At 72.8% G+C, this 26,337-nt stretch carries 22 protein-coding genes; 11 read left to right on the top strand and 11 right to left on the bottom strand.

Going from position 1 to position 26,337, the window contains the following annotated elements; genetic code table 11:
- Nucleotides 1-89 precede the first annotated feature (89 nt).
- Genes ACFV9D_RS20630 through ACFV9D_RS20615 form a run of 4 tightly spaced genes read left to right on the top strand, consistent with a single transcriptional unit; the run spans nt 90 to nt 3,866 of the window.
- The gene (locus ACFV9D_RS20630) at nt 90-1,220 is read left to right on the top strand and encodes an LLM class flavin-dependent oxidoreductase (RefSeq protein WP_385147898.1); all 1,131 of its coding nucleotides are present in this window, start codon (nt 90-92) and stop codon (nt 1,218-1,220) included.
- Complete coding sequence (locus ACFV9D_RS20625; protein WP_385147895.1) at nt 1,217-1,942, top strand: glucose 1-dehydrogenase; 726 nt, start codon at nt 1,217-1,219, stop codon at nt 1,940-1,942. The genes ACFV9D_RS20630 and ACFV9D_RS20625 overlap by 4 nt, the downstream gene beginning before the upstream one ends.
- Nucleotides 1,939-2,829 (top strand): alpha/beta hydrolase, encoded by an 891-nt coding sequence (locus ACFV9D_RS20620; RefSeq protein ID WP_385147892.1) that lies wholly within the window; start codon nt 1,939-1,941, stop codon nt 2,827-2,829. The genes ACFV9D_RS20625 and ACFV9D_RS20620 overlap by 4 nt, the downstream gene beginning before the upstream one ends.
- On the top strand, nt 2,826-3,866 hold the full coding sequence (locus ACFV9D_RS20615) for a hypothetical protein (protein WP_385147889.1): 1,041 nt from the start codon (nt 2,826-2,828) through the stop codon (nt 3,864-3,866). The genes ACFV9D_RS20620 and ACFV9D_RS20615 overlap by 4 nt, the downstream gene beginning before the upstream one ends.
- Before the next feature lie 12 nt (nt 3,867-3,878).
- Here the strand turns inward: ACFV9D_RS20615 and ACFV9D_RS20610 are convergent, their stop codons facing one another.
- The 4 genes from ACFV9D_RS20610 to ACFV9D_RS20595 all read right to left on the bottom strand — a co-directional run bounded on the left by ACFV9D_RS20610 (nt 3,879) and on the right by ACFV9D_RS20595 (nt 11,419).
- Entirely contained in the window at nt 3,879-4,058 is a 180-nt protein-coding gene (locus ACFV9D_RS20610) for a hypothetical protein (RefSeq protein ID WP_385147886.1), read from the bottom strand.
- A gap of 114 nt (nt 4,059-4,172) precedes the next feature.
- Entirely contained in the window at nt 4,173-5,633 is a 1,461-nt protein-coding gene (locus tag ACFV9D_RS20605; protein ID WP_385147883.1) for a glutamate synthase subunit beta, read from the bottom strand.
- Nucleotides 5,626-10,185 carry a glutamate synthase large subunit gene (gltB, locus tag ACFV9D_RS20600; RefSeq protein ID WP_385147880.1) on the bottom strand — a complete coding sequence of 1,520 codons (4,560 nt, stop codon included), beginning with the start codon at nt 10,183-10,185 and terminating at the stop codon, nt 5,626-5,628. The genes ACFV9D_RS20605 and gltB overlap by 8 nt, the downstream gene beginning before the upstream one ends.
- Nucleotides 10,186-10,690: 505 nt before the next feature.
- Nucleotides 10,691-11,419, bottom strand: coding sequence for a VIT1/CCC1 transporter family protein (locus ACFV9D_RS20595; protein WP_385147877.1), 729 nt, complete (start codon nt 11,417-11,419; stop codon nt 10,691-10,693).
- 221 nt (nt 11,420-11,640) lie between these two features.
- On the opposite strand from ACFV9D_RS20595, the gene ACFV9D_RS20590 reads away from it, so the two are divergent.
- From ACFV9D_RS20590 to ACFV9D_RS20560, 7 genes are read left to right on the top strand one after another with little or no spacing between them, the layout of a single operon-like run.
- Nucleotides 11,641-12,648, top strand: coding sequence for an ADP-ribosylglycohydrolase family protein (locus ACFV9D_RS20590; protein ID WP_385147875.1), 1,008 nt, complete (start codon nt 11,641-11,643; stop codon nt 12,646-12,648).
- Nucleotides 12,645-14,207, top strand: coding sequence for an ADP-ribosylglycohydrolase family protein (locus ACFV9D_RS20585; RefSeq protein ID WP_385147872.1), 1,563 nt, complete (start codon nt 12,645-12,647; stop codon nt 14,205-14,207). The genes ACFV9D_RS20590 and ACFV9D_RS20585 overlap by 4 nt, the downstream gene beginning before the upstream one ends.
- Complete coding sequence (locus tag ACFV9D_RS20580; RefSeq protein WP_385147869.1) at nt 14,188-15,339, top strand: ADP-ribosylglycohydrolase family protein; 1,152 nt, start codon at nt 14,188-14,190, stop codon at nt 15,337-15,339. Before ACFV9D_RS20585 ends, ACFV9D_RS20580 begins: the two co-directional genes overlap by 20 nt.
- On the top strand, nt 15,336-16,775 hold the full coding sequence (locus tag ACFV9D_RS20575; protein WP_385147866.1) for an ADP-ribosylglycohydrolase family protein: 1,440 nt from the start codon (nt 15,336-15,338) through the stop codon (nt 16,773-16,775). The genes ACFV9D_RS20580 and ACFV9D_RS20575 overlap by 4 nt, the downstream gene beginning before the upstream one ends.
- Entirely contained in the window at nt 16,772-17,692 is a 921-nt protein-coding gene (rbsK, locus tag ACFV9D_RS20570) for a ribokinase (RefSeq protein ID WP_385147863.1), read from the top strand. Before ACFV9D_RS20575 ends, rbsK begins: the two co-directional genes overlap by 4 nt.
- Nucleotides 17,689-18,897, top strand: coding sequence for a CaiB/BaiF CoA transferase family protein (locus tag ACFV9D_RS20565; RefSeq protein ID WP_385147860.1), 1,209 nt, complete (start codon nt 17,689-17,691; stop codon nt 18,895-18,897). Before rbsK ends, ACFV9D_RS20565 begins: the two co-directional genes overlap by 4 nt.
- Entirely contained in the window at nt 18,894-19,697 is an 804-nt protein-coding gene (locus ACFV9D_RS20560; RefSeq protein WP_385147857.1) for an HpcH/HpaI aldolase/citrate lyase family protein, read from the top strand. Before ACFV9D_RS20565 ends, ACFV9D_RS20560 begins: the two co-directional genes overlap by 4 nt.
- Nucleotides 19,698-19,863: 166 nt before the next feature.
- Here ACFV9D_RS20560 and lgt read toward each other — a convergent pair whose 3' ends face one another.
- The 7 genes from lgt to ACFV9D_RS20525 form a co-directional block, all read right to left on the bottom strand.
- Nucleotides 19,864-20,865, bottom strand: coding sequence for a prolipoprotein diacylglyceryl transferase (gene lgt / locus ACFV9D_RS20555; protein WP_385147854.1), 1,002 nt, complete (start codon nt 20,863-20,865; stop codon nt 19,864-19,866).
- Between the two features lie 91 nt (nt 20,866-20,956).
- Nucleotides 20,957-21,775: a DsbA family protein gene (locus ACFV9D_RS20550; RefSeq protein ID WP_385147851.1), complete on the bottom strand. Its 819-nt coding sequence runs from the start codon at nt 21,773-21,775 to the stop codon at nt 20,957-20,959.
- 64 nt (nt 21,776-21,839) lie between these two features.
- The gene (gene trpA / locus ACFV9D_RS20545) at nt 21,840-22,655 is read right to left on the bottom strand and encodes a tryptophan synthase subunit alpha (protein WP_385147848.1); all 816 of its coding nucleotides are present in this window, start codon (nt 22,653-22,655) and stop codon (nt 21,840-21,842) included.
- The gene (gene trpB, locus ACFV9D_RS20540) at nt 22,652-23,947 is read right to left on the bottom strand and encodes a tryptophan synthase subunit beta (protein ID WP_385147845.1); all 1,296 of its coding nucleotides are present in this window, start codon (nt 23,945-23,947) and stop codon (nt 22,652-22,654) included. Before trpB ends, trpA begins: the two co-directional genes overlap by 4 nt.
- Before the next feature lie 338 nt (nt 23,948-24,285).
- On the bottom strand, nt 24,286-24,486 hold the full coding sequence (gene trpM, locus ACFV9D_RS20535; RefSeq protein WP_385148188.1) for a tryptophan biosynthesis modulator TrpM: 201 nt from the start codon (nt 24,484-24,486) through the stop codon (nt 24,286-24,288).
- Nucleotides 24,487-24,595: 109 nt separating this feature from the next.
- Complete coding sequence (gene trpC, locus ACFV9D_RS20530) at nt 24,596-25,405, bottom strand: indole-3-glycerol phosphate synthase TrpC (protein ID WP_385147842.1); 810 nt, start codon at nt 25,403-25,405, stop codon at nt 24,596-24,598.
- A 142-nt stretch (nt 25,406-25,547) separates the two neighbouring features.
- The gene (locus ACFV9D_RS20525; protein ID WP_385147839.1) at nt 25,548-26,309 is read right to left on the bottom strand and encodes a DUF2752 domain-containing protein; all 762 of its coding nucleotides are present in this window, start codon (nt 26,307-26,309) and stop codon (nt 25,548-25,550) included.
- Nucleotides 26,310-26,337 lie beyond the last annotated feature (28 nt).

Raw genomic sequence — 26,337 nt, 5'->3', positions numbered from 1 at the left:
GTCCGCCACGGACCGAAGTCTACGGCTCCCCTTCCGCACCCTCAGTATGCCTGCTAGAAGTATTCCTATTCGAAATAGAGGAGTTCACTGTGAAGTTCTCGATGATCTTCGAGGCCCAGCTCGTCGACCCGACCCCGGAGCGCGAGCGCCAGGTCATCCACGACTGCGTCGAACAGGCCGTCCACGCCGAGAAGATGGGCTTCGACCGGATCTGGGCGGTCGAGCACCACTCCCTCACCCAGTACGCGCACATGAGCGCCTCCGAGATCTTCCTGACCTGGGTCGCCGCCCGCACCGAACGCATCCGCATCGGCCACGGCGTGGTCACCATGCCCTTCGGCTACCAGCACCCGGTGCGGGTGGCCGAGCGCGCCGCGATGCTCGACGTCCTCAGCGGCGGACGGGTGGACATCGGCGCCGGACGCGGCGCGACCCGCCAGGAGATGCGGATGTACGGGGTACGCCCCGAGGACACGTATCCGCAGATGGAGGAGGCCCTGCGGATCTTCTCCCACGCCTGGCGCGAGGAGGAGTTCGAGTGGCACGGCTCGATCGACATCGGCCCCGGCGCGATCCTGCCCCGGCCGGTGCAGGACCCGCACCCTCCCCTCTTCATGGCCTGCTCGAAGCACGACACCCTCGAGCTCGCCGCCGAACTCGGCATCGGGGCACTGGTGATGGGCTTCGCCGGCGCCGACGACGTCCGTGCGATGCGCAAGGTGTACGACGACGCCATCGCCGTACGCGACGGCTCCCGGCTCGTCTCCTCCGAGGTCAACGACCACTTCTCGGCGCTCTGCCCGACGATCGTCCTGGACGACGCGGAGCGGGCGCTGCGCCTCGGCACGCGCGGCCAGCGCTTCTTCGCCGAGTCGATCGCCCACTGGTACGGCAACGCCCCGGCCCCGACCGGCTACGCGGAGGACGAGGACCACACGGGCGCGCTGGAGCGCCGCCGCGAGGAGCTGGTCGCCCGCCTCCACGAGGCGAACATCCCGGCCCGCCCGGTCGACACCGGCACGTACAACACCGATCACGCCTACGGGGACGCCGACACCGCCATCGCGTACGTCGAGCAGCTGCGCGAGATCGGGGTCGACGAGGTGATGTGCCTGATCCAGATGGGCACGGTGCCCCAGGAGGTCTGCATGGAGACCATCCGCCAGTGGGGCGAGAAGGTCATCCCGCACTTCCGCGCGCGCTCGGGGGCGGCCTCGTGAACTCCCCGTCCGGCAAGGTCGTGATCGTCACGGGCGCGGCGCGCGGCCAGGGCGCGGCGGAGGCCCGGCTGCTGGTGGCGGCAGGCGCGCGGGTCGTCTGCACGGACGTACGGGAGGAGGAGGGCCGGGCGGTCGCGGCGGAGCTGGGCGACGCCGGGGTGTTCGTACGCCACGACGTGACCTCCGCCGAGGACTGGCGAGAGGTCGCCTCGGCCGCCGTCACCGCGTACGGGCGGATCGACGCGCTGGTCAACAACGCGGCGCTGTGGCGGACGGCCCCGGTGGAGTCGGAGACGTACGAGAACTTCGAACTCCTTCTCAGAGTCAACCTGTTGGGACCGTTCCTCGGCATCCAGGCGGTCGTACCGGCGCTGCGCGAGGCGGGCGGCGGCTCGATCGTGAACGTGTCGTCGACGGCCGGCCTGGTCGGCATACCGGGCCACGCGGCGTACGGCTCCAGCAAGTTCGGGCTGCGCGGCCTGACCCGCTCCTCGGCGCTCGACCTGGCGCGGTACGGGATCCGCGTCAACTCGGTACACCCGGGGGCCGTCGACACGCCGATGACGGCGGCGGTGGCGGGCAGGGACTGGTCGCACGTCCCGCTCGGCCGGATGGGCCGGGCGGAGGAGGTCGGGGAGCTGATCGCCTTCCTGGTCTCGGACGCCTCCTCGTACATGACGGGTGCGGAGTTCACGGTGGACGGAGGGCTGACGACCGGATGACGGATCCACTGACCCCGGCGGCCCGGACGCTGTGCGAGGCGATGTCGGCGGGCTTCCCGGGCCCGGGCTCCCCGGAGGGACTGCGGGCGGCGGCGCGGGCGGGGGTACGGGAGGTGCCGCCTTCCCGGGAGACGACGGCGAACGGCGTACGCGTACGGCTGTACGGCCCCGGCCCCGCCGCGAGCTCCGCACCGAGCTCCGGCCCCGTCATCGTCTTCGCCCACGGGGGCGGCTGGGTCCTCTGCGACCTGGACACGCACGACGGGCTTTGCCGCGAACTAGCCACCCGCACGGGTGCGTTGGTGGTGTCCGCCGACTACCGCCGCGCCCCCGAACACCGCTTCCCCGCGGCCGAGGACGACGTGTCCACGGTCCTGGAGTGGGCGGCCTCGGAGTATGCGGGCCGCCCCCTCTTCGTCGCGGGCGACTCCAGCGGCGGGACCTTGGCGGCGGGCGCCGCGCTGCGCGCCCGGGACAAGGGCGGGCCGCCGGTCGCCGGCCAGCTGCTGTTCTACCCGGTCCTCGACCACCGGCTGGACTCCGTCTCGGCGGAGGCGTACGCGGAGGGCTTCTTCCACACCACGGCCCATATGCGCTGGTACTGGGAGCAGTACCTGGGCCCGGACGGCGACCCCGTCGCCGCCTCCCCCGGCCTCGCCCCCGACCTCGCCGGCCTGCCGCCCACGCTCGTCGTGCTGGCCGACTGCGACCTGCTGCGGGACGAGGGGCTGGCGTACGCCCGGCGGCTGTCGTCGGCGGGGGTCCGCGCCCAGGTCCAGCTGCACACGGGGGTCTTCCACGGCTTCCTGGGGGCGAGGGGCGTGCTTCCGGAAGCGGACGCGGCCCTGGCCGGCGCGGCGGCCTGGCTCGCTAGCCTGTGCGAATGAGGCCGACCACCCCGTACCGACCGCTCGACATCACCATCCCCTTCCCCGAGCTGAAGGCGTACGCCCGCACCGCGACGCTGCTGCATCCGCGGGCGGGCGCGCCGACGGCGGCCGACAGTTCGGTGGGCGGGCCGTTCCTGTGGCCCGCGGACGAGGCGTGGCCGGTGTGCGGGACGGACCACGGCGAGGCGTCGGGTGTACGGCCGGAGCGGGCCCGCCGGTACGAGCGGATGGTCGCCGCTGCCTGGGCGCGCCCCCGCGCGGACGACACCGGCCAACTGCCGTACACCGAGGCCGAACGCGCGGAGCTGGACGAGATGACCTTGTCCGGCTACCAACCGGACCGGCACGACGGCTCCCCGCTCCCTCTGCTCGCCCTGGCCCAGTTCTACGTCCGGGACGTGCCAGACCTGGCGACGTTCGCGCCGCCCGGGAGGGACCTGCTCCAGGTGCTGTGGTGTCCGTTCAGGGGACATGACGACGCGTCGTTCTACGACTACGGCCCCTCGACCCGGCTGCGGTGGCGACGGGCCGCGGACGTGACGGAGCTGCTGTCGGAGCAACCGGAACCGGCGATCGTGGAGCGGAAGGAGTTTCTGCCGAACCCGTGCGTCCTCTTCCCCGAGCAGGTCGTCGAGTACCCCTTCGTGGACTACCTTCCCGGGGAGCTGGTCGAGCGGATCGACGCCTGGGAGGACGCCTTCCAGGAACGGGCCGGGGACGCGGCGCCCTGGTACCAGTACGATCTCTCCCTCGCGCCCGGCTGGAAGATCGGCGGCTGGGACTCCTGGCACAGGACGGATCTCATGCGGGTGTACTGCGGCGCCTGCGGCACGGAGATGCGGCTGCTGCTGACGATCGACTCCTTTGGAGGAGCGCGGAGTTGGGTGCCGTACGACGAGGCGCAGGACGCCTGGGACGGCACGCGGCCGCCTGACCTCTACGGGCCGACCGGGATCAGCGCGGCGCGCGACGAGTACCGGGCGTTCGTCTGCCCGGCGGACCCGTCGCACCCGCACCGGATGAGCTCGCAGTAGAGCTGCACAGACCTACGTCTGCTGGTCCTGGAAGGTGGGCAGGGCGAAGATCCGCTGCCGTCCCTCGTCGTCCATGAGCTCCACCAGCGGCAGGACGAGCTCCGCCGGCAGATCGAGCTGTTCCGGCCTCGCGGGCTTCGACCGGCTGCGCCGGACTCCGTCCGCCGGACCCGACCGGCGGCTCTCCCCCACCCTCCCCGGTACGGAAAACGCACCGCGGCGCCCACCCAGTCGTCCGGTCGGGGACATTCGGGGGGCGCCGCGCTCAGTTCCGTACGTCGTTGTACGGGACGTGTGTGGGGTGGATCAGACCGTCAGGGCACGGTCCGTCGGGCGGATCGGGGCCGGGAGGTCGCTCGCGCCCGTCAGGAAGCGGTCGACTCCGCGGGCCGCCGAGCGGCCCTCGGCGATCGCCCAGACGATCAGCGACTGGCCGCGACCCGCGTCACCGGCCACGAACACGCCACCGACGTTGGTGGCGAAGTCCGCGTCACGGGCGATGTTACCGCGCTCGTCGAGGTCCAGACCAAACTGCGCGACCAGGCCGTTCTCCACGTCCGTACCCGTGAAGCCCATCGCGAGCGTGACCAGCTGCGCCGGGATCTTCCGCTCCGTGCCCGGCTTCTGCGTCAGCTTGCCGTCGACGAACTCGACCTCGACCAGGTGCAGGAACTGGACGTTGCCGTCCTCGTCGCCCTCGAAGTGGGTGGTGGAGACGGAGTAGACCCGCTCGCCGCCCTCCTCGTGCGCGGAGGTGACCTTGTACAGCATCGGGAACGTCGGCCACGGCTGGCCGGCCGCCCGGTCCTCGCCCGGACGCGGCATGATCTCCAGCTGCGTGACCGAGGCCGCGCCCTGGCGGTGGGCCGTGCCCACGCAGTCCGCGCCCGTGTCGCCGCCGCCGATGACGACCACGTGCTTGCCCTCGGCCGTGATCGGCGCGGCCACGAAGTCGCCCTCGACGACCTTGTTGGCGAGCGGCAGGTACTCCATCGCCTGGTGGATGCCGGACAGCTCCCGGCCCGGGACCGGCAGGTCACGCGCGGTCGTGGCGCCCGCGGCGATGACGACGGCGTCGTACCGCTTGCGCAGGTCGGTCGCCGTGATGTCGCGGCCGATCTCCACGCCCGTGCGGAACTTCGTGCCCTCCGCCCGCATCTGCTCGATGCGGCGGTTGATGTGCCGCTTCTCCATCTTGAACTCGGGGATGCCGTAGCGAAGGAGGCCGCCGATGCGGTCGGCGCGCTCGAACACGGCGACCGTGTGGCCGGCCCGGGTCAGCTGCTGGGCGGCGGCGAGACCCGCCGGGCCCGAGCCGATCACGGCGACGGTCTTGCCGGACAGCCGCTCGGGCGCCTGCGGCTTGACGTCGTTCGCGTCCCACGCCTTGTCGATGATGGAGACTTCGACGTTCTTGATGGTGACGGCCGGCTGGTTGATGCCGAGCACGCACGCGGCCTCGCACGGAGCCGGGCACAGACGGCCGGTGAACTCCGGGAAGTTGTTCGTGGCGTGCAGCCGCTCGGAGGCCTGCGCCCAGTCCTCGCGGTAGGCGTAGTCGTTCCACTCGGGGATCAGGTTCCCGAGCGGGCAGCCGTTGTGGCAGAACGGGATGCCGCAGTCCATGCAGCGGCCGGCCTGCTTGCTGATGATCGGCAGCAGGGAGCCGGGAACGTAGACCTCGTTGAAGTCCTTGACGCGCTCGCCCACCGGACGGGTCTTGGCGACTTCGCGCCCGGTGGTCAGGAAGCCCTTGGGGTCAGCCATTGGTCGCCGCCTCCATCATCTTCTCGGTGGTCTCGGCCTCGGAGAGACCGGCGAGCTCAGCGGCGTCCTTGGCGGCGAGCACTGCCTTGTACGTGGTCGGGATGATCTTGCTGAAGCGGTCCACGTTCACGGACCAGTCGGCAAGAAGCTTTTCCGCGACCGTCGAGCCGGTCTCCTCGTGGTGGCGGCGCACGACGTCGTGCAGCCACTGCTTGTCGGAGTCCGTGAGTGCCTCGACGGCGGACAGGTTGCCGGAGTTGACGTTGTCCCGGTCGAGGTCGACGACGTACGCGACACCGCCCGACATACCGGCCGCGAAGTTGCGGCCCGTCTCACCGAGGACGACCGCGCTGCCGCCGGTCATGTACTCGCAGCCGTGGTCGCCCACGCCCTCCGAGACGACCAGCGCGCCGGAGTTGCGGACGCAGAAGCGCTCACCGGTGCGGCCGCGCAGGAACAGCTCGCCGCCGGTCGCGCCGTACGCGATGGTGTTGCCCGCGATGGTCGAGTACTCGGCCAGGTGGTCGGCGCCACGGTCCGGGCGGACGACGACGCGACCGCCGGAGAGGCCCTTGCCGACGTAGTCGTTGGCGTCGCCCTCCAGACGGAGCGTGACACCGCTCGGCAGGAAGGCGCCGAACGACTGGCCGGCGGAGCCGGTGAAGGTGATGTCGATGGTGTCGGCCGGCAGACCCGCGCCGCCGAACTTCTTCGTCACCTCGTGGCCGAGCATGGTGCCGACCGTCCGGTTGATGTTGCGGATCGCGACCTGGGCCCGGACCGGCTGGGCCTCCTCGGCCGTCGCCGCGCCCAGCGCCTCGGCGGCGAGCTCGATCAGCTCGTTGTCGAGGGCCTTCTCCAGTCCGTGGTCCTGCTCGATCAGGGCGTGGCGGACCGCGCCCTCGGGCAGCTCGGGCACGTGGAAGAGCGGGGCCAGGTCCAGGCCCTGCGCCTTCCAGTGCGTGACGGCGCGGCTGGTGTCGAGCAGCTCGGCGTGGCCGACGGCCTCTTCGAGCGTACGGAAGCCCAGCTCGGCGAGGATCTCGCGGACCTCCTCGGCGATGAACTCGAAGAAGTTGACGACGAACTCGGGCTTGCCGGAGAAGCGGTCGCGCAGGACCGGGTTCTGCGTGGCGATGCCGACCGGGCAGGTGTCCAGGTGGCAGACGCGCATCATGACGCAGCCGGAGACGACGAGCGGCGCGGTCGCGAAACCGAACTCCTCGGCGCCCAGCAGCGCGGCGATGACGACGTCACGGCCGGTCTTGAGCTGTCCGTCCGTCTGGACGACGATCCGGTCGCGCAGACCGTTGAGCAGCAGCGTCTGCTGGGTCTCGGCGAGGCCGAGCTCCCAGGGACCGCCCGCGTGCTTCAGCGAGGTGAGCGGCGAGGCGCCCGTACCGCCGTCGTGGCCGGAGATGAGGACGACGTCCGCGTGGGCCTTGGAGACACCCGCGGCGACCGTGCCGACACCGACCTCGGAGACCAGCTTCACGTGGATACGCGCGGCCGGGTTGGCGTTCTTGAGGTCGTGGATCAGCTGAGCCAGGTCCTCGATGGAGTAGATGTCGTGGTGCGGCGGCGGGGAGATCAGACCGACACCGGGCGTGCTGTGCCGGGTCTTGGCGACCCACGGGTAGACCTTGTGGCCGGGCAGCTGGCCGCCCTCGCCGGGCTTGGCGCCCTGGGCCATCTTGATCTGGATGTCGTCCGCGTTGACCAGGTACTCGCTCGTCACACCGAAGCGGCCGGAGGCGACCTGCTTGATGGAGGAGCGGCGCGCCGGGTCGTAGAGGCGCTCCGGGTCCTCGCCGCCCTCACCGGTGTTGGACTTGCCGCCCAGCTGGTTCATGGCGATGGCGAGGGTCTCGTGCGCCTCGCGGGAGATGGAGCCGTACGACATGGCGCCCGTCGAGAACCGCTTGACGATCTCGGAGACCGACTCGACCTCGTCGATGGAGATCGACGGGCGGTCCGAGGTGAAGCCGAACAGGCCGCGGAGCGTCATCAGGCGCTCGGACTGCTCGTTCACCCGGTCCGTGTACTTCTTGAAGATGTCGTACCGCTTGTTGCGCGTGGCGTGCTGCAGGCGGAAGACGGTCTCCGGGTCGAACAGGTGCGGCTCGCCCTCGCGGCGCCACTGGTACTCGCCACCGATGTCCAGCGCGCGGTGCGCGGAGGGGACGCCGGAGGCGGGGTACGCCTTGGCGTGGCGGGCGGCGACCTCCTTGGCGACGACGTCGAGGCCGGCGCCGCCGATCTTGGTGGCCGTGCCGTTGAAGTACTTCTCGACGAAGGCCGTGTCGAGGCCGACGGCCTCGAAGACCTGCGCGCCGCGGTAGGAGGCGACGGTCGAGATGCCCATCTTGGACATGACCTTGAGGACGCCCTTGCCGAGCGCGTAGATCAGGTTCCGGATGGCCTGCTCGGGCTCCAGGCCCTCGATGAAGGTGCCGGCGCGGACCAGGTCCTCGACCGACTCCATCGCCAGGTACGGGTTGACGGCGGCGGCGCCGTAACCGATGAGGAGGGCCACGTGGTGGACCTCGCGGACGTCGCCGGCCTCGACCAGCAGACCCACCTGGGTGCGCTGCTTGGTACGGATGAGGTGGTGGTGGACGGCCGCGGTGAGCAGCAGCGACGGGATCGGCGCGTGCTCGGCGTCGGAGTGCCGGTCGGAGAGGACGATCAGGCGGGCGCCGCCCTCGATCGCCGCGTCGGCCTCGGCGCAGATCTCCTCGATGCGGGCGGCGAGCGCGTCGCCGCCGCCGGAGACCCGGTACAGACCGGACAGGGTCGCGGCCTTCATGCCGGGCATGTCGCCGTCGGCGTTGATGTGGATGAGCTTGGCCAGCTCGTCGTTGTCGATCACCGGGAAGGGCAGGGTGACGCTGCGGCACGACGCGGCGGTCGGCTCGAGGAGGTTCCCCTGCGGGCCCAGCGAGGAGTGCAGCGAGGTGACGAGCTCCTCGCGGATCGCGTCCAGCGGCGGGTTGGTGACCTGCGCGAAGAGCTGGGTGAAGTAGTCGAAGAGCAGCCGGGGGCGCTCGGACAGGGCCGCGATCGGCGAGTCCGTGCCCATGGAGCCGAGCGGCTCACCGCCGGTGCGGGCCATCGGGGCGAGGATGACGCGGAGCTCTTCCTCGGTGTAGCCGAAGGTCTGCTGGCGGCGGGTGACCGAGGCGTGGGTGTGGACGATGTGCTCGCGCTCGGGGAGGTCCTCGAGCGTGATCTCGCCGGTCTCCAGCCACTCGGCGTACGGGTTCTCGGCGGCGAGGCCGGCCTTGATCTCGTCGTCCTCGATGATCCGGTGCTCGGCGGTGTCGACGAGGAACATCTTGCCGGGCTGCAGACGGCCCTTGCGGACGACCTTGGCGGGGTCGATGTCGAGGACGCCGACCTCGGAGGAGAGGACGACGAGGCCCTCGTCGGTGACCCAGTAGCGGCCGGGGCGCAGACCGTTGCGGTCGAGGACCGCGCCGACCTGGACGCCGTCGGTGAAGGTGACGCAGGCCGGGCCGTCCCAGGGCTCCATCATCGTGGAGTGGTACTGGTAGAACGCGCGCCGGGCCGGGTCCATGGAGTCGTGGTTCTCCCACGCCTCGGGGACCATCATCAGGACGCTGTGCGGGAGGGAACGCCCACCGAGGTGGAGCAGCTCCAGGACCTCGTCGAAGGAGGCGGAGTCGGAGGCGTCCGGGGTGCAGATCGGGAAGATCCGCTCCAGGCTTCCCTCGCCGAAGAGGTCGGAGACGAGCTGGGACTCGCGGGCCACCATCCAGTTGCGGTTGCCCTTGACCGTGTTGATCTCGCCGTTGTGCGCGACGAAGCGGTACGGGTGGGCCAGCGGCCAGCTCGGGAAGGTGTTGGTGGAGAACCGGGAGTGGACCAGGGCCACGGCGGTGGCGCAGCGGCGGTCCGACAGGTCCGGGAAGAAGGGCTCAAGTTGGCCGGTGGTCAGCATGCCCTTGTAGACGATGGTGCGGGCGGAGAGCGACGGGAAGTACGTCCCCGCCTCACGCTCGGCGCGCTTGCGCAGCACGAACGCCTTGCGGTCCAGCGCGATGCCCTCGCTGCTGCCGTCGGCCACGAAGAGCTGACGGAAGACGGGCATCGTGGAGCGGGCGGAGGCGCCGAGCAGCTCGGGGGCGACGGGGACCTCGCGCCAGCCGAGGACGTTCAGACCCTCCTCGAACGCGATCGTCTCGATCTGCGAGACGGCCTGTGCGGAGCCGTCGGCAGGGAGGAACGCGATACCGACGGCGTAGGCGCCGGCGGCGGGCAGGTCGAAGTCGGTGACCTCGCGCAGGAAGGCGTCCGGGACCTGGAACAGGATGCCGGCGCCGTCTCCGGAGTCGGGCTCGGAGCCGGTGGCGCCGCGGTGCTCGAGATTGCGCAGTACGGTCAGCGCCTGCTCGACCAGCGCGTGGCTGGCTACACCGGTCAGGGTGGCCACGAACCCGACACCACAGGCGTCGTGTTCGTTACGGGGGTCGTACATCCCCTGCGGAGCGGGGCGACCGTCCATGGGCGACCAGGCGTCGGAACGCATCGGCTCTCCCGTCGTCGTCGTGGCATATGCAGCAGCCGAGGGACGACGTTGGCCCTCCGCGAAATTTCGTGCAGGTTACATGATGGCTGGCTTCTCGGAAAGTGGATAGCTCATTCCAGCATGCGGACACCGCTGACACGCAGCGGTGGCATTGGTTCACCTGTGTGGCATGGGGACTACGGATGCGCGGGCACCCGACCCCAAGGGGACAGATCGGATCCGGGGGTCTCCGGCGACCCGTCGCAGAGCGGGCCTCATTGCCCGCGGCGCTTACGCCTCATGCCCGGTGGTCAGGGATTCGAAACCGCCGAGTAACGGCTAAGTATGTCGCGCTGTGCATAGTGTCTCACTGGAGGGTGGATCCGCCCAGGGGATATACGTCACAGCAAGCATGCACAAGGAAGGCCCCCGCCGCAGGACGGGGGCCTTCCGGGTACGGCCGCGAGGGTGGACGCGGCGGGTCGGCGCGTGGTGGATCGGAGCGTGGCGGGCCAGGCCCGGCACGTCAGATCGCGGCGCCGAAGGCCATGCCGAGCCCGTACGTCACGGCTGCCGCCGCCCCGCCCAGGACGAGCTGGCGGAGCCCGCTGAACCACCAGCTGCGGGCGGTCACCCGGGCCACCAGCGCGCCGCAGGCGAAGAGCCCGACGAGCGCGAGCAGCACGGCCGGCCACAGCGCGGTCGCGCCGAGCAGGTACGGCAGGACGGGAAGCAGCGCGCCGAGCGCGAACGACCCGAAGGAGGACACGGCGGCGACCGTCGGCGAGGGCAGGTCGTCGGGGTCGATGCCCAGCTCCTCGCGGGCGTGGATCTCCAGCGCCTGCTCCGGGTCCCGGGAGAGCTGCATGGCGACCTCGCGGGCGAGCGCGGGCTCGACGCCGCGGGAGACGTACAGCGCGGCGAGCTCCTCCATCTCGTCGATGGGGTGCTTGCGCAACTGACGGCGCTCGACGTCCAGTTCCGCCTGGACGAGCTCGCGCTGCGAGGCGACGGAGGTGTACTCGCCGGCCGCCATGGAGAAGGCGCCCGCCGCGAGACCGGCGAGGCCGGTGATGACGATGGTCTGCTGCGAGACCGCACCGCCCGCGACACCGGTCATCAGGGCGAGGTTGGAGACCAGTCCGTCCATCGCACCGAAGACCGCGGGGCGCAGCCAGCCGCCGTTCACATCGCGGTGGGTGTGGTTGTCGCGGTGGGCCTCGTGCAGTGGCGCGTGGACTTCGATGATGGACATGGCTCTCCCCTGTATCTCCGGCGGGCCGGGTTGCACCCGCCGCCCCCAACACCTCGAAAATACGCGCGATGTAAGGGGTCCGCCAGCAAGGCAGGCCGTACTTAGTAAGGCTGACCTTGCCCATCTGGTGGGGTGTCAGCCGGGTGACAGAAACGTTTCCGCGACGTCATCGCCTCCCCGACGTGGCACAGATTCAGGAACCGTGAAAGGGGTGCGAGATGGTGAGCGAGACGAGAACGATCGGATGCGATACGCGCGAGCGCGCCAGGGGCGCGCTGCTCGGCCTCGCGGTCGGCGACGCGCTCGGCGCACCCGCCGAGAACATGCGCCCCTCGGAGATCCGCCGCCGCTGGGGCCGGATCGAAGGCTTCGTGACGGACAGTCCGGCGGGCACGGACGACACGGAGTACGCGATCTTCTCGGGCCTGCTGCTCGCCCGGCACGGCTCGGCGCTGACCGTGCAGCACGTGGAGCGGGCCTGGCACCACTGGATCGCCGACCTCGACGAAGGCCCCTTCCGGGGCGCGGGGTTCAGCGAGCGGGGCACGCTGGAGAACCTGCGCCGGGGCCTGGCGGCCCCGATCTCCGCCCAGCACCGTCACGCGTGGTCGGACGGACTGGCCATGCGGGCCGCCCCGTTCGGCGTCTTCGCGGCCGGCCGGCCGTCGGAGGCGGCGCGGCTGGTGGCCATCGACGGCAGCGTCAGCCACGACGGCGAGGGCATCTACGGCGGCCAGGCGGTCGCGGCGGGCGTCGCGGCGGCGATGGCCGGCGCGTCGGTGACCTCGGTGATCGCGGCGGCGCTCTCGGTCGTCCCGATGGACTCCTGGACCGCGCGCTCGATGCGGCGCGCGGTGGTCGCGGCGCAACGGGTGGAGCCGGACCAGCTGGCGCGCGAGCGGACGGTCCGCTCGGCGGTCGTCATCGGCGGCTACCCGTGGACGGACCTGGCCCCGGAGGCGGTCGGCCTGGCTTTCGGCGCCTTCGCGGCGGCCCGCGGCGACTTCCGTACGGCGGTCCTGACCGCGGTCAACATGGGCCGCGACGCCGACACCACGGCGGCGGTCGCGGGCGCCCTGGCGGGCGCGGCCTCGGGCGTCTCGGCGATCCCGGAGGAGTGGGCGTCGGCGATCGCCCCGGTGACGGGCAGCTGCCTCCCGTCGATGCGGGGCTACCACGTCCTGGACATCGCGGACCTGCTGACAACGGACGAGGAGGACGCCGCATGACCTCGACGAACCCCACCCACCGCCCCTACGACTCCGCACCCCCCACCCCCACCGTGGACAACCCTCCCGCCCCAACCCCGGCGGCCGGCACCCGCCCCACCCCCACCCCCGCTGTGGACACCCCTCCCGCCCCCTCCCCCGCGGCCGGCACCCGCCCCACCCCCACCCCCGCCCCCGCGGCCGGCACCCGTCCCACCCTCACCCCCGCTGTGGGCAATCGTCCCGCTGGGCGGGACGGGTGGGCACAGCCCACGAGACCGGGTGCCCCTGCCAAGGGCCCCGCATACGGGTACCTGGGCGGCACCCCCGGGATCGCCGCCCGCCCCGAGGGCCCCGCACAGCCCACGACACCGGGCGCCCCTGACGGGGACGGCGCCCGCGAGGGCCTGGGGCCCGCCCCAAGACCGGGCGCCCCCGCGCGGCGCGACGCCATCGCCGGCCTCCTGCTCGGCCTCGCCGCAGGCGACGCCGCCGGCTGGCCCGCGGCCCGGCACCGAGCCGCCCGCATGCCCGAATGGACCCGCCGCCTCACCCGCGAACTCGACACGTTCGCCGAACAGAACGCCACCACCACCCTCCCCGTCCCCATCGCCCTCAACCAGCCCCCCGAGCCCCTCCGCCTCGGTCCCTCCGACGACGCCGAGTGGGCGGTCTTCACCGCCGAGGCGGTCCTCGCTGCCACCGGCCCCCTCTTCGCCACCCTCCCCCCGGAACGCCGCCTCCGCGCCGCCGTCGACCTCGCCTGGAACGCCCTCGCGAGCCAGGTCGCCGCCGCCTCCGACCGCGCCCCCGAGGTCGAGTCCGCCGTCCTCCCCCTCCGCGCCCGGATCTCCGTCCGCGCGGGCCTCGGCAACCTCGCCACCGGCCTGCGCCCGCCCGCCACCGGCCACGACAACCCGCACTACTTCGACGACGCCGCCTGCGTCCGCGCCGCCGTACTCGCCCTCGTCCACCCCGGAGACCCCGCCGCCGCCGCCGAACTCGCCGAGTTCGACGCCCGGTACACCCAGGACGGCGACGGCGTCCACGGCGCCCGCGCGATGGCGGCGGCGATCGCCGCGGCCCTCGGCGGGGCGGCCGTCGACGAGGCCGTGGAGGCGGCCCTCGCCCAACTCCCGCCCGCCACCGAGATCGGCCGCAACGCCCAGCAGGCCGTCAAGATGGCCCAGGACGCGACGAGCGCCTTCGAACTCGTCCCCCTCCTCGAGCACCAGATCGTCGACCACGTCTACAGCTACGGCATCGCCGCCGCCGAGACCGTCCCGGTCGCCCTCGCCCTGGCCACCGCCGCGCGCGGCGAGGCGTCCGCGGCCGTACCCGCAGCCGCCTGCCTCTCGCGTGTCGCGGACTCCGCCCCGGCGCTCGTGGGCGCGCTCACCGGCGCGCTCGGCGGCGCCGACTCCCTCCCCGCCACCTGGCGCGACGCCTGCCGCACGCTCGCCGGCTGCGCGCTCCCCCGCCTCGCCGGCACGGATCTCGTCGAACTCGCCGGGCTCCTGGGAGACACGGAACTGACCACCCCGGGTGGACAATTCCGACATGACACCCACACTGGATGACCGGATCACCGGCAGTCTCCTCGGGGCCGCCGTCGGCGACGCCCTCGGCGGCCCCGTCGAGGGCTACACCCCCGAACAGATCGTGGAGCGCCACGGCGGCCGGGTCACCGGCATCGTCGGCCCCTGGAACGGCGACGCCTGGCGCACGGCGCGCCCCATCGCGCCGTACCACAAGGGCGACGGGCACGTCACCGACGACACCTTGATGACCCATGCGCTGATCAGGGTGTACGAGAAGGTCCGCGACCACCTCGACGCGTACGCGGTGGCGGAGCACCTCGTCCCCGACCTGCTCACCACCCCCCGCTGGATCCCTGAGCTGGAGGCCGAAGCCCTCCCCCTCCAGCGGATCTTCCTGGCGGAGAAGTGGCTGGTGGCGCGTCTCCACTACGGCCACGTCGACCCGCGCGAGGCGGGCAGCGGGAACATCGTCAACTGCGGTGCGGCGATGTACATGGCACCGGTCGGACTGGTCAACGCGGCGAATGCGGCGGGCGCGTACGCCGAGGCGCTGGACGTCGCCGGCGCGCACCAGTCCTCCTACGGACGGGAGGCGGCGGGTGTCTTCGCGGCCGCGGTGGCGGCGGCGTGCGCGCCGGGCGCGACCCCGGAATCGGTCGTCACCACCGCGCTCTCCCTGGCGAAGGACGGCACCCGCGCGGCGATCGAGTCGGTGTGCGAAGTCGCCTCCCGGCACACGGACTTCGAGACCGCTCTCGCCCCGCTCCGGAAGGCGGTGGCGCCGTTCGACACGGTCGGCCCGGACTACCGCGCGCCGTCGCTGGGCGCGCGCCGCCCGTCCCGGCTGCACGCGATCGAGGAACTCCCCGTCGCGCTGGGCATGCTGCTCGTCGGCGACGGAGACTACCGCCGTACGGTCCTGGGGGCGGTCAACTACGGCCGCGACTGCGACTCGATCGCGACGATGGCGGGCGCGATCGTGGGTGCTCTCAGCGGCGAGTCCGCCGTCCCCTCCGACTGGGCGAAGCAGGTGGCGGAGGCCAGTCGCCTGGACCTGCACGCTCCGGCGCAGGCGCTGACGACCGTCGCGCACGAGGTCTTCGCCCGCGACGCGGCCCGCCGCCGGGCACACGAGTCGGCGTACGCGGCCCTGACGAGCGCGGCGCGATGAACCTGCGCGTCACCTGGGTCCAGCCGGAGGACCTCGTCGGCCACGAGCTGCGCCAGGCGGCGCAGGACGGCCGCGACGCCTCCGCGATCGCCCGCCGCTGGCATGCGGCGGGCGGCCACCCCGCCCCGCCGACGGCCGGCGCGTCCCCGACCCCGCGCCCGGACCTGCGCGCCCTGGCGGAGCGCCTCCTGGACGAGCTCTCCACGCTGCCGAGCCCGCTCTCTCCCACGGAACCCACCCCCCTGCCCGCCATCCAGGCCCTGACGACCCCCCACACCCCCCACACCCCCTTCTCCCAGGCTCCGTCCGGGGGGACCCCCGCGCGCGAAGCCCCCGGTCTCGTCAGCGTTTCGGGAAGGGGCGGGGTGGGGGAAACCGATGCCCTGCTCGACCGGCTGCACGCCGCCTGGCTCGGGCGCGCCGCCGGGTGTCTGCTCGGCAAGCCCGTCGAGAAGCTCCCCCTCCCCGCCATCCGCGCTCTCGCCCGCGCCGCCGGCAACTGGCCCCTCACCACCTGGTTCACCGCGATCGGCGTCCCCCGCGACCTCCTCGCCGCCCACCCCTGGAACCGCCGGTCCGCCACCACCTCCCTCGCCGAGAACATCGACGGCATGCCCGAGGACGACGACCTCAACTACCCCCTCCTCAACCTGCTCCTCCTCCAGCGCCACGGCCGCGACTTCACCACCGCCGACGTCGCCCGTCTCTGGCTCGACGAACTCCCCGCCGGCCGCACCTTCACGGCCGAGCGCGTCGCCTACCGCAACCTCCTCGACGGCATCGAACCCCCGCTGACCGCCGTCCACCGCAACCCCTTCCGCGAGTGGATCGGGGCCCAGATCCGGGCCGACGTCCACGGCTGGACCCACCCGGGCGACCCGGCCGGCGCCGCCGCTCAGGCCTACCGTGACGCGGCGCTCACCCACACCGCCAACGGCGTCTACGGCGCCATGTTCGTCGCCGCGACGATCGCCACCGCCGCCACCGGCACCGCCGACGTCCACCGGGCCCTCGCCGACGGGCTCTCCGTCGTCCCGCCCCGCTCCCGGCTCGCCGCCGCCGTCCGCCTCGGCATCGAATCCGCCCGCACCACCCCCGACTTCGACGCCGTCGTGGACCGACTCCACACCACCCTCGGCGGGTATCACTGGGTCCATGCCGTCCCCAATGCCGCCGTCCTCGCCGCCGCGCTCACCCATGCCGACGGCGACTTCTCCCGCTCCATCTGCGCGGCGGTCTCCGGCGGCTGGGACACCGACTCCAACGGCGCCACCGCCGGTTCCGTAGCCGGTCTGCTCGCCGGCCACCCCGACCGGCTGCCCGGGCGCTGGACCTCGCCCCTCAAGAACCGGCTCTCGACCTCGATCCCGTCCTTCGACGGCATCGGCTTCGACGCCCTGGCCGAACTGACGTATCTGGAGGCAGTACGCCCATGACCAGCATCGTGGTGCTCGGCAGCACCAACATGGACCTCGTCGCCTTCGTGCCGAAGGCCCCCGCTCGCGGAGAGACCGTCACCGGCCGGGAGTTCCGCACGATCCCCGGCGGCAAGGGCGCCAACCAGGCCGTCGCCGCCGCGCGGGCCGGCGCCGACGTGTCGATGATCGGCGCGGTCGGCGCCGACGACTTCGGCGTACGGCTCCGGGCCGCGCTGGACGGGGCCGGGGTCGAGACCGATCTCCTGCGCACCGCCGAGGGCCCTTCCGGCACCGCGCACATCGTCGTCGACGACGCGGGCGGCAACGCGATCGTCGTCGTCCCCGGCGCCAACGGCACCGTCACCTCCCTCGACCACGGCGACGAGGCCCTGATCGCCACCGCCGACGCCCTGCTCCTCCAGCTCGAACTCCCCCTCTCCGCCGTGACCGCGGGCGCCGCCACCGCCCGCAGGCTCGGCGTCCGTACCGTCCTCACCCCCGCCCCCGCCCAGCCACTGCCTCCCGAACTCCTCGCCGCCACCGACCTCTTGGTGCCCAACGAGCACGAGGCCGCCGCGCTCACCGGCATCGCCGACCCGCACGGCGCCGCCGCCGCGCTGCTCACCCAGGTCCCCGAGGTGGTCATCACCCTCGGCGCGGCCGGCAGCCTCCACGCCGCCCGCGGCAGCGAGCCGTTCACCGTCCCCGCGCCCCGTGTCCGCGCCGTGGACACGACCGCCGCCGGGGACACCTTCGTCGGCGCGCTCGCCGTCGCCCTCGGCGAGGGCCGGCCCGTCCGCGAGGCCATGGCCTGGGCCTCGACCGCCGCCGCGCTCTCCGTGCAGCGCGAGGGCGCCTCGTCCTCGATGCCGTACCGCTCCGAGATCGACGCGGCCCACGACGCTCTCACCGGCCAGGAGGTCGACGCCGTATGACCCACCCCGAAAACGCGACGCTCCCTCCCCTCCACGGCCTGCGCGTCCTCGATCTCGCCACCCTCTTCGCCGGGCCCCTCGCGGCGATGATGCTCGGGGACTTCGGCGCCGACGTGATCAAGGTCGAGCACCCCCGCAAGCCCGACCCCTCCCGCGGCCACGGCCCGGCCAAGGACGGCGTCGGCCTGTGGTGGAAGGTCCTCAGCCGCAACAAGCGGGCCATCACCCTGGATCTCTCCACCCCCGGCGGCCGCGACACCCTCCTCCGGCTCGCCGCCGAGGCCGATGTGATCGTCGAGAACTTCCGCCCCGGCACCCTCGAACGCTGGGGTCTGGGCTGGGAGGAACTGTCCACCGTCAACCCGGAGTTGGTCCTGGCCCGGGTCACCGGCTTCGGCCAGTTCGGCCCGTACTCGCACCGTCCCGGCTTCGGCACCCTCGCCGAGGCGATGAGCGGCTTCGCCGCGATCACCGGCGAACCGGACGGCCCGCCCACGCTTCCCCCCTTCGGTCTGGCCGACTCGATCGCCGCCCTGGCGACGGCGTACGCGGTGATGACCGCGCTCACCGCGAGGACCACGACCGGCCGCGGCCAGGTCGTCGACATGGCGATCATCGAACCGATGCTCTCCGTCATCGGCCCCCACCCCCTCTGGTACGACCAGCTCGGTTACGTCCAGCCCCGCACCGGCAACCGCTCCCGCAACAACGCCCCGCGCAACACGTACCGCACCGCCGACGACTCCTGGGTCGCCGTCTCCACCTCCGCCCAGTCGATCGCCGAACGCGTGATGCGGCTGGTCGGCCGCCCCGAGCTGATCGACGAGCCGTGGTTCGCCGACGGCGCGGGCCGGGCCGCCCACGCGGACGTCCTCGACGAGGCGGTCGGCTCCTGGATCGCCCGCCACACCCGTGACGAGGCCATGGCCGCCTTCGAGAAGGCGGAGGCGGCGATCGCACCCGTCTACGACGTCCGGGACGTGATGGCGGATCCGCAGTTCCGCGCCCTGGACACCGTCACCGAGGTCCCGGACCCCGAGCTGGGACCGATCCGCATGCAGAACGTCCTCTTCCGGCTCTCCGAGACACCCGGCGCGATCCGCTGGGCAGGCCGGCCGCACGGCGCGGACACGGCCGAGGTCCTGGCGGAGCTCGGTCTCTCCCCGGCCGAGATCGGCGCCCTGCGCAGCGAAGGAGCCGTATGAGCGGTACGCCCTTCCCCCTCACCTGGCTGTACGCCCCCGGGGACCGTCCGGCCGTCGTCCAGAAAGCCCTGGTCTCGGGCGCGGACGTGGTGATCGTCGATCTGGAGGACGCGGTGGCCCCGGACCGCAAGGCGTACGCCCTGGCCGCCACCGTCGACCTGCTCGCCGACCCGCACCCCGTGCCGATCCACGTCCGCATCCACACACCACGCGACATCCCCCCTCTCGCGCCCCTCCCCGGGCTGAGCGGTTTCCGTGTCCCCAAGGTGACACACGCCACTGACATCCACCGGATCGCCGAGGCGGTCCCCGGCATCCCGCTCTTCCCGCTCCTGGAGAACGCACTGGCGCTCGAGCACGCCTACGCCATCGCGACGGCCGACCCCGCCGTGCACGGCATCGCGCTCGGAGAGGCGGACCTCCGCGCCGATCTGGGGGTACGGGACGAGTGCGGCCTGGACTGGCCGCGCAGCCGTCTCGTGGTCGCCGCCCGCGCGGCGGCCCTCCCGCCCCCGGCCCAGTCGGTCCATCCCGACATCCGCGACCTGGACAGCCTGGCGGCGAGCTGCGCGCGGGGCCGCGCCCTCGGCTTCCTGGGCCGGGCGGCGATCCACCCCCGCCAGCTCCCGGTCATCGAGCAGGCGTACCTCCCGAGCCCCGACGAGGTCGCGGCGGCAGAGGAGGTCGTCAAGGCGGCGGAGACGGAGGAAGGCGCGCTCGCCCTCCCCGACGGCCGCTTCATCGACGCGGCGGTCGTGGACGGCGCCCGCCGCGTCCTGACCCTGGCGGCGAGAGCCTGACGCCCGGCCAGTGCTCCGCCGGGCCACCGCCCGACCCGCGGCCGACGACTCCGCCCCGCGGGCCCGACCGCTCGGGCCCCGGCGGGGGCCCGTGGTTCCCTACCGCGAAGGGGCCGCCCCAGGACCTCTCGGTCCCGGGGCGGCCCCTTCGACGTCGTGCCTGCGGTCAGCTCGTGCCGGCCGCTCCGGCGCCGTTCCCGGCCCGCTCGGCGTCCGAGGTCCGCGGCGTGTCGCCGGGCTCCTCGGCCTCGGTGCCGCCCTCGGCCTCGCCGGTGCTCCCGGCCTCAGGGGCCTCGTCCTCGGCGTCCGTCCCGCTCTCGGCACCGGCGGCGGAGCCGCCCACCGCGGCCTTGTCCCGATCCGGCTCCACGATCTCTTCGCGGCCCGGGCGGACCCGCGACGAGATCACGATGTAGGCGACGGCCAGGACGAAGACGACGATCGCCGTCCAGACGTTCAGCCGCAGGCCGAGCACGTGGTGCGCCTCGTCGACCCGCATGTACTCGATCCACGCCCGGCCCGTGCAGTACGCGGCGACGTACAGCGCGAACGCCCGCCCGTGGCCCAGCTTGAAGCGGCGGTCGGCCCAGATGACCAGAAGCGCGACACCGATGCACCACAGCGACTCGTACAGGAACGTCGGGTGGTAGATCCCGGCCTCGCGGTTCGCTCCGGCGGAGATCTCCAGACCCCACGGCAGGTCGGTCTCCTTGCCGTACAGCTCCTGGTTGAACCAGTTGCCCCAGCGGCCGATGGCCTGGGCGAAGGCGATGCCGGGCGCGATGGCGTCCGCGTACGCCGGCAGCGGGATACCGCGCCGTCGGCAGCCGATCCAGGCGCCCACCGCACCGAGCGCGATGGCGCCCCAGATGCCGAGGCCGCCCTCCCAGATCTTGAAGGCGTCGACCCAGTTCTCACCCTCGCTGAAGTACAGCTGGTAGTCGGTGATCACGTGGTAGAGCCGGCCGCCGACGAGGCCGAAGGGCACCGCCCAGACGGCGATGTCGGCCACGGTGCCGGCTTTGCCGCCCCGGGCGACCCAGCGCTTGTTGCCGTACCAGACGGCGACGAAGACACCGATGATGATGCAGAAGGCATAGCCGCGCAGCGGAACCGGTCCGAGGTTCAGGACGCCGGTCGACGGGCTGGGAATGTAGGCAAGGTCCATGGCAGAACCGACGCTACCTTGCCGGGCGGGTGACACGGCAGCCCACCCGGCAACGTCTGCGTAACTAAGAGCGTCCGCGTGAACGAGGCCGTCAGCTCGCGGGCGAGGCCGTGCCCGCCTTCTTGCCCTTGTTCGCCTCGGCGACCCACTTCTTCAGGTTCTCCGGGGAGATCTGCTCGCTCCCCTTCGTCGGGAAGATCGATTCTCCGTTGAGGAGGACCGACGGCGTGCCCTGGAAGTCGCTGCTGCGGAAGGCGTCGTTCGACTTCCCCACCCAGCTGTCGTGCGTGCCGTCCTCGACACAGCTGCGGAAGGTGGGCGTGTCGAGCCCCGGTACCTTCGCCGCGAGTTCGATCAGCTTGGCGTTGTCGCCGAAGGCGTCGTCCGTCTCCTGCGGCTGGTTGATGTACAGCACGTCGTGGTACGCGGTGAACTTCCCCGCGTCCTGGGCGCACGCGGCGGCGTTCGCCGCGCGCAGGGAGCCGCTGCCGCCCATGTTCCCGTCGATGAGGGTGGCGAGGTGGTACTCGGTCTTGAGCGCGCCGGAGGCCTCGAGCTCGTGGATCGTGTCCCGGAAGGCGTTCTCGAAGGACGCGCAGGCCGGGCAGCGGAAGTCCTCCCAGACCGCGAGCGTCGACGGGGCGTCCGTCTTCCCCGTAGGGATGGCCGGCTTGTCCCCCTCGATCGCGCCGGTCGGGGCGACGACCGGACCCGCCTTGTCCGAGCCGCCGTCCTTGCCCCCGGTGTTGGCGGCGATCACGCCGACGACCGCGGCCAGGCCGAGGACGCCGACGACCGCGGCCGACACGATCAGGACGCGCCGCTGCTTCTCCCGGGCCTTCTCTCGCTCGCGCTGCTGCTGGAGGCGCTCCCGCGCGCTCCGATTTCCGTCACTGTTCTTCTGGCTCACGCCCTCAGCAACGAACCGGGGAGGCGCGTCCGCGCCTCCCCGGTCGTAGATCCACCCGAACGGGCTACGAAACTCGACGCACGCCCTCGGCGAGTTCGCCCGCCAGTTCCCTTACGGCGGCGAGGCCGGCGGCCTCGTCGTCGGCGTCGAGCATCCGCTTGACGAACGCGGAGCCGACGATCACGCCGTCGGCGAAGCTCGCGACCTCCTTCGCCTGCTCGGCGTTGGAGACGCCGAGCCCGACGCAGACCGGCAGATCGGCGGTGGCGCGGGTGCGGCGGACGAGATCGGCCGCCTCGGCGCCGACCGACTCCCGGGTGCCCGTGACGCCCATGAGGGAGGCGGCGTAGACGAAGCCGGAGCCGGCGGCCGTGATGGTGGCGAGCCGCTCGTCCTTGCTGCTCGGAGCGACGACGAAGACGGTCGCGAGGCCGTGCTTCTCGGCGTGCTCGCGCCACACGGCCGACTCCTGGACCGGCAGGTCGGGCAGGATGCAGCCCGCACCGCCGGCCGCGGCCAGCTCCTCGGTGAACCGCTCGACGCCGTAACGGTCGATCGGGTTCCAGTACGTCATGACCAGGACGGGCTTCCCGGTGGCCTGGTGGGCCTCCCGTACCGTCCGCATCACGTCCGCGATCTTGACGCCGCCGCGCAGGGCGATGTCGTCGGCGGTCTGGATGACGGGTCCGTCGAGGACCGGGTCGCTGTGCGGGAGACCGACCTCGACGATGTCGGCGCCGCCGTCGAAGACGGCCTTGATCGCCTCGATGCCACCGTCCACGGTCGGGAATCCGGCCGGGAGGTAGGCGATGAGAGCGGCGCGGTTCTCGGCCTTGGCCTTGGCCAGGGTGTCGCTGAGCAGCTGGATGTTCCCGCTCACTTGGTGTCCCTCCGGATCTCGCCCGCGCCGTCCTCGGCGGCGGCGTCGGCCTCGACGGGGGCCGCGTCGGTGTCGTACAGCCCGAAGTAGCGGGCAGCCGTGTCCATGTCCTTGTCGCCGCGCCCGGAGAGGTTGACGACGAGCAGGCCCTCGGGACCCAGCTCCTTGCCGACCTCCAGGGCGCCGGCGAGCGCGTGCGCGGACTCGATGGCCGGGATGATGCCCTCGGTACGGGAGAGCAGCCGCAGGGCCTGCATGGCGGCGTCGTCGGTGACGGCGCGGTACTCGCCGCGGCCGCTGTCCTTGAGGTACGCGTGCTCCGGGCCGATGCCCGGGTAGTCCAGGCCGGCCGAGATCGAGTACGGCTCGGTGATCTGGCCCTCGTCGTCCTGGAGGACGTACGACCGCGAGCCGTGCAGGATGCCGGGCTCGCCGGCGGTCAGCGTGGCCGCGTGCTCGCCGGTCTCGACGCCGTGGCCGGCCGGCTCGCAGCCGATGAGGCGGACGTCGGTGTCGGGGAGGAAGGCGTGGAAGAGGCCGATGGCGTTGGATCCGCCGCCGACGCAGGCGATGGCCGCGTCGGGGAGGCGGCCGGCGCGCTCCAGGATCTGGCGGCGGGCCTCGACGCCGATGACGCGGTGGAAGTCGCGGACCATGGCGGGGAAGGGGTGCGGCCCGGCGACGGTCCCGAACAGGTAGTGCGTCCGGTCCACGTTGGCGACCCAGTCGCGGAACGCCTCGTTGATGGCGTCCTTCAGGGTGCGGCTGCCGGACTTCACCGGGATCACCTCGGCGCCGAGCATGCGCATCCGGGCGACGTTCAGCGCCTGGCGCTGGGTGTCGATCTCGCCCATGTAGATGGTGCACTCGAGCCCGAAGAGGGCGCAGGCGGTGGCGGTGGCGACGCCGTGCTGACCGGCTCCGGTCTCGGCGATGACGCGGGTCTTGCCCATGCGCTTGGTGAGCAGGGCCTGGCCGAGGACGTTGTTGATCTTGTGCGAGCCGGTGTGGTTGAGGTCCTCCCGCTTGAGGAAGACCCGGGCGCCGCCGGCGTGCTCGGCGAACCGGGGGACCTCGGTGAGGGCGCTCGGGCGGCCGGTGTAGTTGACCATGAGGTCGTTGAGCTCGCGGGCGAACTCGGGGTCGGTCTTGGCCTTGTCGTACTCGACGGCGACCTCGTCGACGGCGGCGACGAGGGCCTCGGGGATGAACTTGCCGCCGTAGGCACCGAAGTAGCCCTCGGCGGTGGGGACCTGACCCTCGGGGTCCGGAATGAAGAACTCGCTGGACATGCGGTTGCTCCTCGCGGGGCGGGTGCCCCGATGACGTGCTTGATGGTGGTCACGTTATGCGCGCGACTCCCTCACGTACGGCAACGCCGTGACCGTCTCCGCGTCCCCCGCCCCCGTTGTGGGCATTCGTTCCGCTGGGGCGGAACGGGTGGGCACAACGGACGGCGCCCCTGCCGGGCCCAGGCTCCCGGTCCCTACGGTGCCCACGGGTGCGGCGCCCTCGGGGTGACGGTGGCACAGGGAGCGGACGCGCCCGCAAGGGCGCCGTCCCGTGTGCCCACCCGTCCCGCCCAGCGGGACGATTGCCCGCACGGGCGTGGCCGGGTTCGGCGGAGTGGCTAAGCGTTGTCGGTCGTGAGATCGCGCGCGGGGCGCGCGCGCCATCGCATGCCGTTGACCTGGCCCGGCTCGTCGCCGATCACGTACCGCACGCGGCGGCCGTGGACGCGCCGGGCGGGCGCCCGGCAGCCGCGCGGACGGCAGCCCCTGGCCAGCGGGGCGTGCGCCGGCGCGGCGGCGGTACGGAGCCGGGTGCGCATCGCGCGGCCGGCTGCCGGGTCGGTGACCGTCGCCGCGAGCACGCCGACGGCGCCCCGGGCGGCGTGGCCCGGGACGGTCGGAGCGGCGCGGCGCGGAGTCATGGCGGGGTCAGCTCCGGCCGTGGCGGAGGGCGGGGTGGGCGCCGGCGGCGACGAGGTCGGCGACGGCGGCCTTCGGGTCGCGGCCGGTCACGAGGGACTCGCCGACCAGGACCGCGTCGGCGCCCGCGTTGGCGTACGCGATGAGGTCGTGCGGCCCACGGACGCCGGACTCGGCGACCTTGACGATGCCGGCCGGGATCTCCGGGGCGACCCGCTCGAAGGTGGTGCGGTCGACCTTGAGGGTCTTGAGGTTCCGGGCGTTGACGCCGATGATCCGGGCGCCGGCGTCGACCGCGCGCTCGACCTCCTCCTCGTCGTGGACCTCGACCAGCGGCGTGAGACCGATGGACTCGGCGCGCTCGATGAGGGAGACCAGGGCCTCCTGCTCGAGGGCGGCGACGATCAGGAGCGCCAGATCGGCTCCGTACGCCCGCGCCTCCCACAGCTGGTACGCGGTGACGATGAAGTCCTTGCGCAGGACGGGGATGTCGACCCGGGCCCGGACGGCCTCCAGGTCGGCGAGGGAGCCGCCGAAGCGGCGCTCCTCGGTGAGCACGGAGATGACGGCGGCGCCGCCCGCTTCGTAGTCGGCGGCGAGGCCGGCCGGGTCGGCGATGGCGGCGAGTGCGCCCTTGGACGGGCTGGAGCGCTTGACCTCGCAGATCACCGTGACGCCCTCGCCGCGCAGTGCGGCGACGCCGTCCTTGGCCTGCGGCGCCTTGGCGGCGCGCTCCTTGAGCTCGTCGAGGGAGACCCGCGCCTGCCGCTCTGCGAGGTCGGCGCGCACGCCTTCGATGATCTCGTCGAGCACACTCACGCGAGAGGCCCCCTTCCGGGACGGTGATGGTGACGGTCGTGAAGATGAACCAGGTTCAGCCACGTCGATGGTATCCGCAGGACGGCGCGGGACCCGCATCCGGCCGAGGTGCGTCCCACCTGCTGGGACTTCGCGGGAGCGGTCACGGTGCGAGCACGGAGCCGAACGGCAGGTTCCGTACCAGCGTGAACAGGGCCAGGACGGCGCCGATCCCCCACCACCAGGCCGGGGCGATCGCGACCCTCATGGGGACGCCCCGGAACGCGCGAATCAGCCAGAGGACCATGACGGCGGCGAAGATCCCGTAGCCGACGACGGCGAGGGCGTTGGCCCCGAGGGCCGTGCCGAGCTCGCCGTGCACGAGGGCGTGGGCGCTGCGCAGGCCGCCGCAGCCGGGGCAGTAGAGGCCGGTGAAGCGGAGGAGCGGGCAGACCGGGTAGTGCCCGGGCTCGTTCGGATCGTTGGCACCGACATAGGCGAAGGCGGCGGCGACCCCGGCGAGCGTCCCGAGCGGCGCGAGCAGGCGCACCGCGAGCGGCCGCGGGGGCCGGGGGGCGTACGGCCCGCCGTGCAGCCCGGGAGGGGCTCCCGGCGCTTCGTGGCCGCGCCCACCGATCGCCGGGCGACCGGACGCCCCGGCGTGCAGGGCCTCGGCCGGGGTCCTCGCGGGGCCGGACGACGTCGAGGCACCCGCCTCCACGGCCTCGCCCCGGTCTCCCGCCGGCGCGGCGGCCGCGCGGCCGCCGGAAGCCGCGCTCCCCAGGCCGGGACCCGGCATCGGCCCTGTGGGGGCGGGCGCCATGCGGTCGCCGGCATTCGCCGTCCCTGGGCCCGGCCTCGGGTCGGACGGGATGCGTGCGGCTGAATCGTCGGTCACGGCGGCGGCCGTCGGCTTCGGGTCCACCCGGTGATTCTCGCCCCTGACGCGGAAA

The sequence above is a fragment of the Streptomyces sp. NPDC059875 genome (assembly GCF_042731085.1).
Classification (GTDB): Bacteria; Actinomycetota; Actinomycetes; order Streptomycetales; family Streptomycetaceae; genus Streptomyces.
The sequence above is the reverse complement of the archived record's forward strand: the minus strand, read 5'-3'. Positions and strand labels throughout refer to the sequence as shown.

Excerpts from the sequence above, each read along its gene's own strand:
- ACFV9D_RS20620 (WP_385147892.1), top strand. The coding sequence starts at position 1,939 with ATGACGGATCCACTGACCCCGGCGGCCCGGACGCTGTGCGAGGCGATG.
- ACFV9D_RS20615 (WP_385147889.1), top strand. The coding sequence starts at position 2,826 with ATGAGGCCGACCACCCCGTACCGACCGCTCGACATCACCATCCCCTTC.
- ACFV9D_RS20605 (WP_385147883.1), bottom strand. The coding sequence starts at position 5,633 with ATGGCTGACCCCAAGGGCTTCCTGACCACCGGGCGCGAAGTCGCCAAG.
- gltB (WP_385147880.1), bottom strand. The coding sequence starts at position 10,185 with ATGCGTTCCGACGCCTGGTCGCCCATGGACGGTCGCCCCGCTCCGCAG.
- ACFV9D_RS20595 (WP_385147877.1), bottom strand. The coding sequence starts at position 11,419 with ATGTCCATCATCGAAGTCCACGCGCCACTGCACGAGGCCCACCGCGAC.
- ACFV9D_RS20585 (WP_385147872.1), top strand. The coding sequence starts at position 12,645 with ATGACCTCGACGAACCCCACCCACCGCCCCTACGACTCCGCACCCCCC.
- ACFV9D_RS20580 (WP_385147869.1), top strand. The coding sequence starts at position 14,188 with ATGACACCCACACTGGATGACCGGATCACCGGCAGTCTCCTCGGGGCC.
- ACFV9D_RS20575 (WP_385147866.1), top strand. The coding sequence starts at position 15,336 with ATGAACCTGCGCGTCACCTGGGTCCAGCCGGAGGACCTCGTCGGCCAC.
- rbsK (WP_385147863.1), top strand. The coding sequence starts at position 16,772 with ATGACCAGCATCGTGGTGCTCGGCAGCACCAACATGGACCTCGTCGCC.
- ACFV9D_RS20565 (WP_385147860.1), top strand. The coding sequence starts at position 17,689 with ATGACCCACCCCGAAAACGCGACGCTCCCTCCCCTCCACGGCCTGCGC.
- ACFV9D_RS20560 (WP_385147857.1), top strand. The coding sequence starts at position 18,894 with ATGAGCGGTACGCCCTTCCCCCTCACCTGGCTGTACGCCCCCGGGGAC.
- lgt (WP_385147854.1), bottom strand. The coding sequence starts at position 20,865 with ATGGACCTTGCCTACATTCCCAGCCCGTCGACCGGCGTCCTGAACCTC.
- trpB (WP_385147845.1), bottom strand. The coding sequence starts at position 23,947 with ATGTCCAGCGAGTTCTTCATTCCGGACCCCGAGGGTCAGGTCCCCACC.
- trpM (WP_385148188.1), bottom strand. The coding sequence starts at position 24,486 with ATGCGCACCCGGCTCCGTACCGCCGCCGCGCCGGCGCACGCCCCGCTG.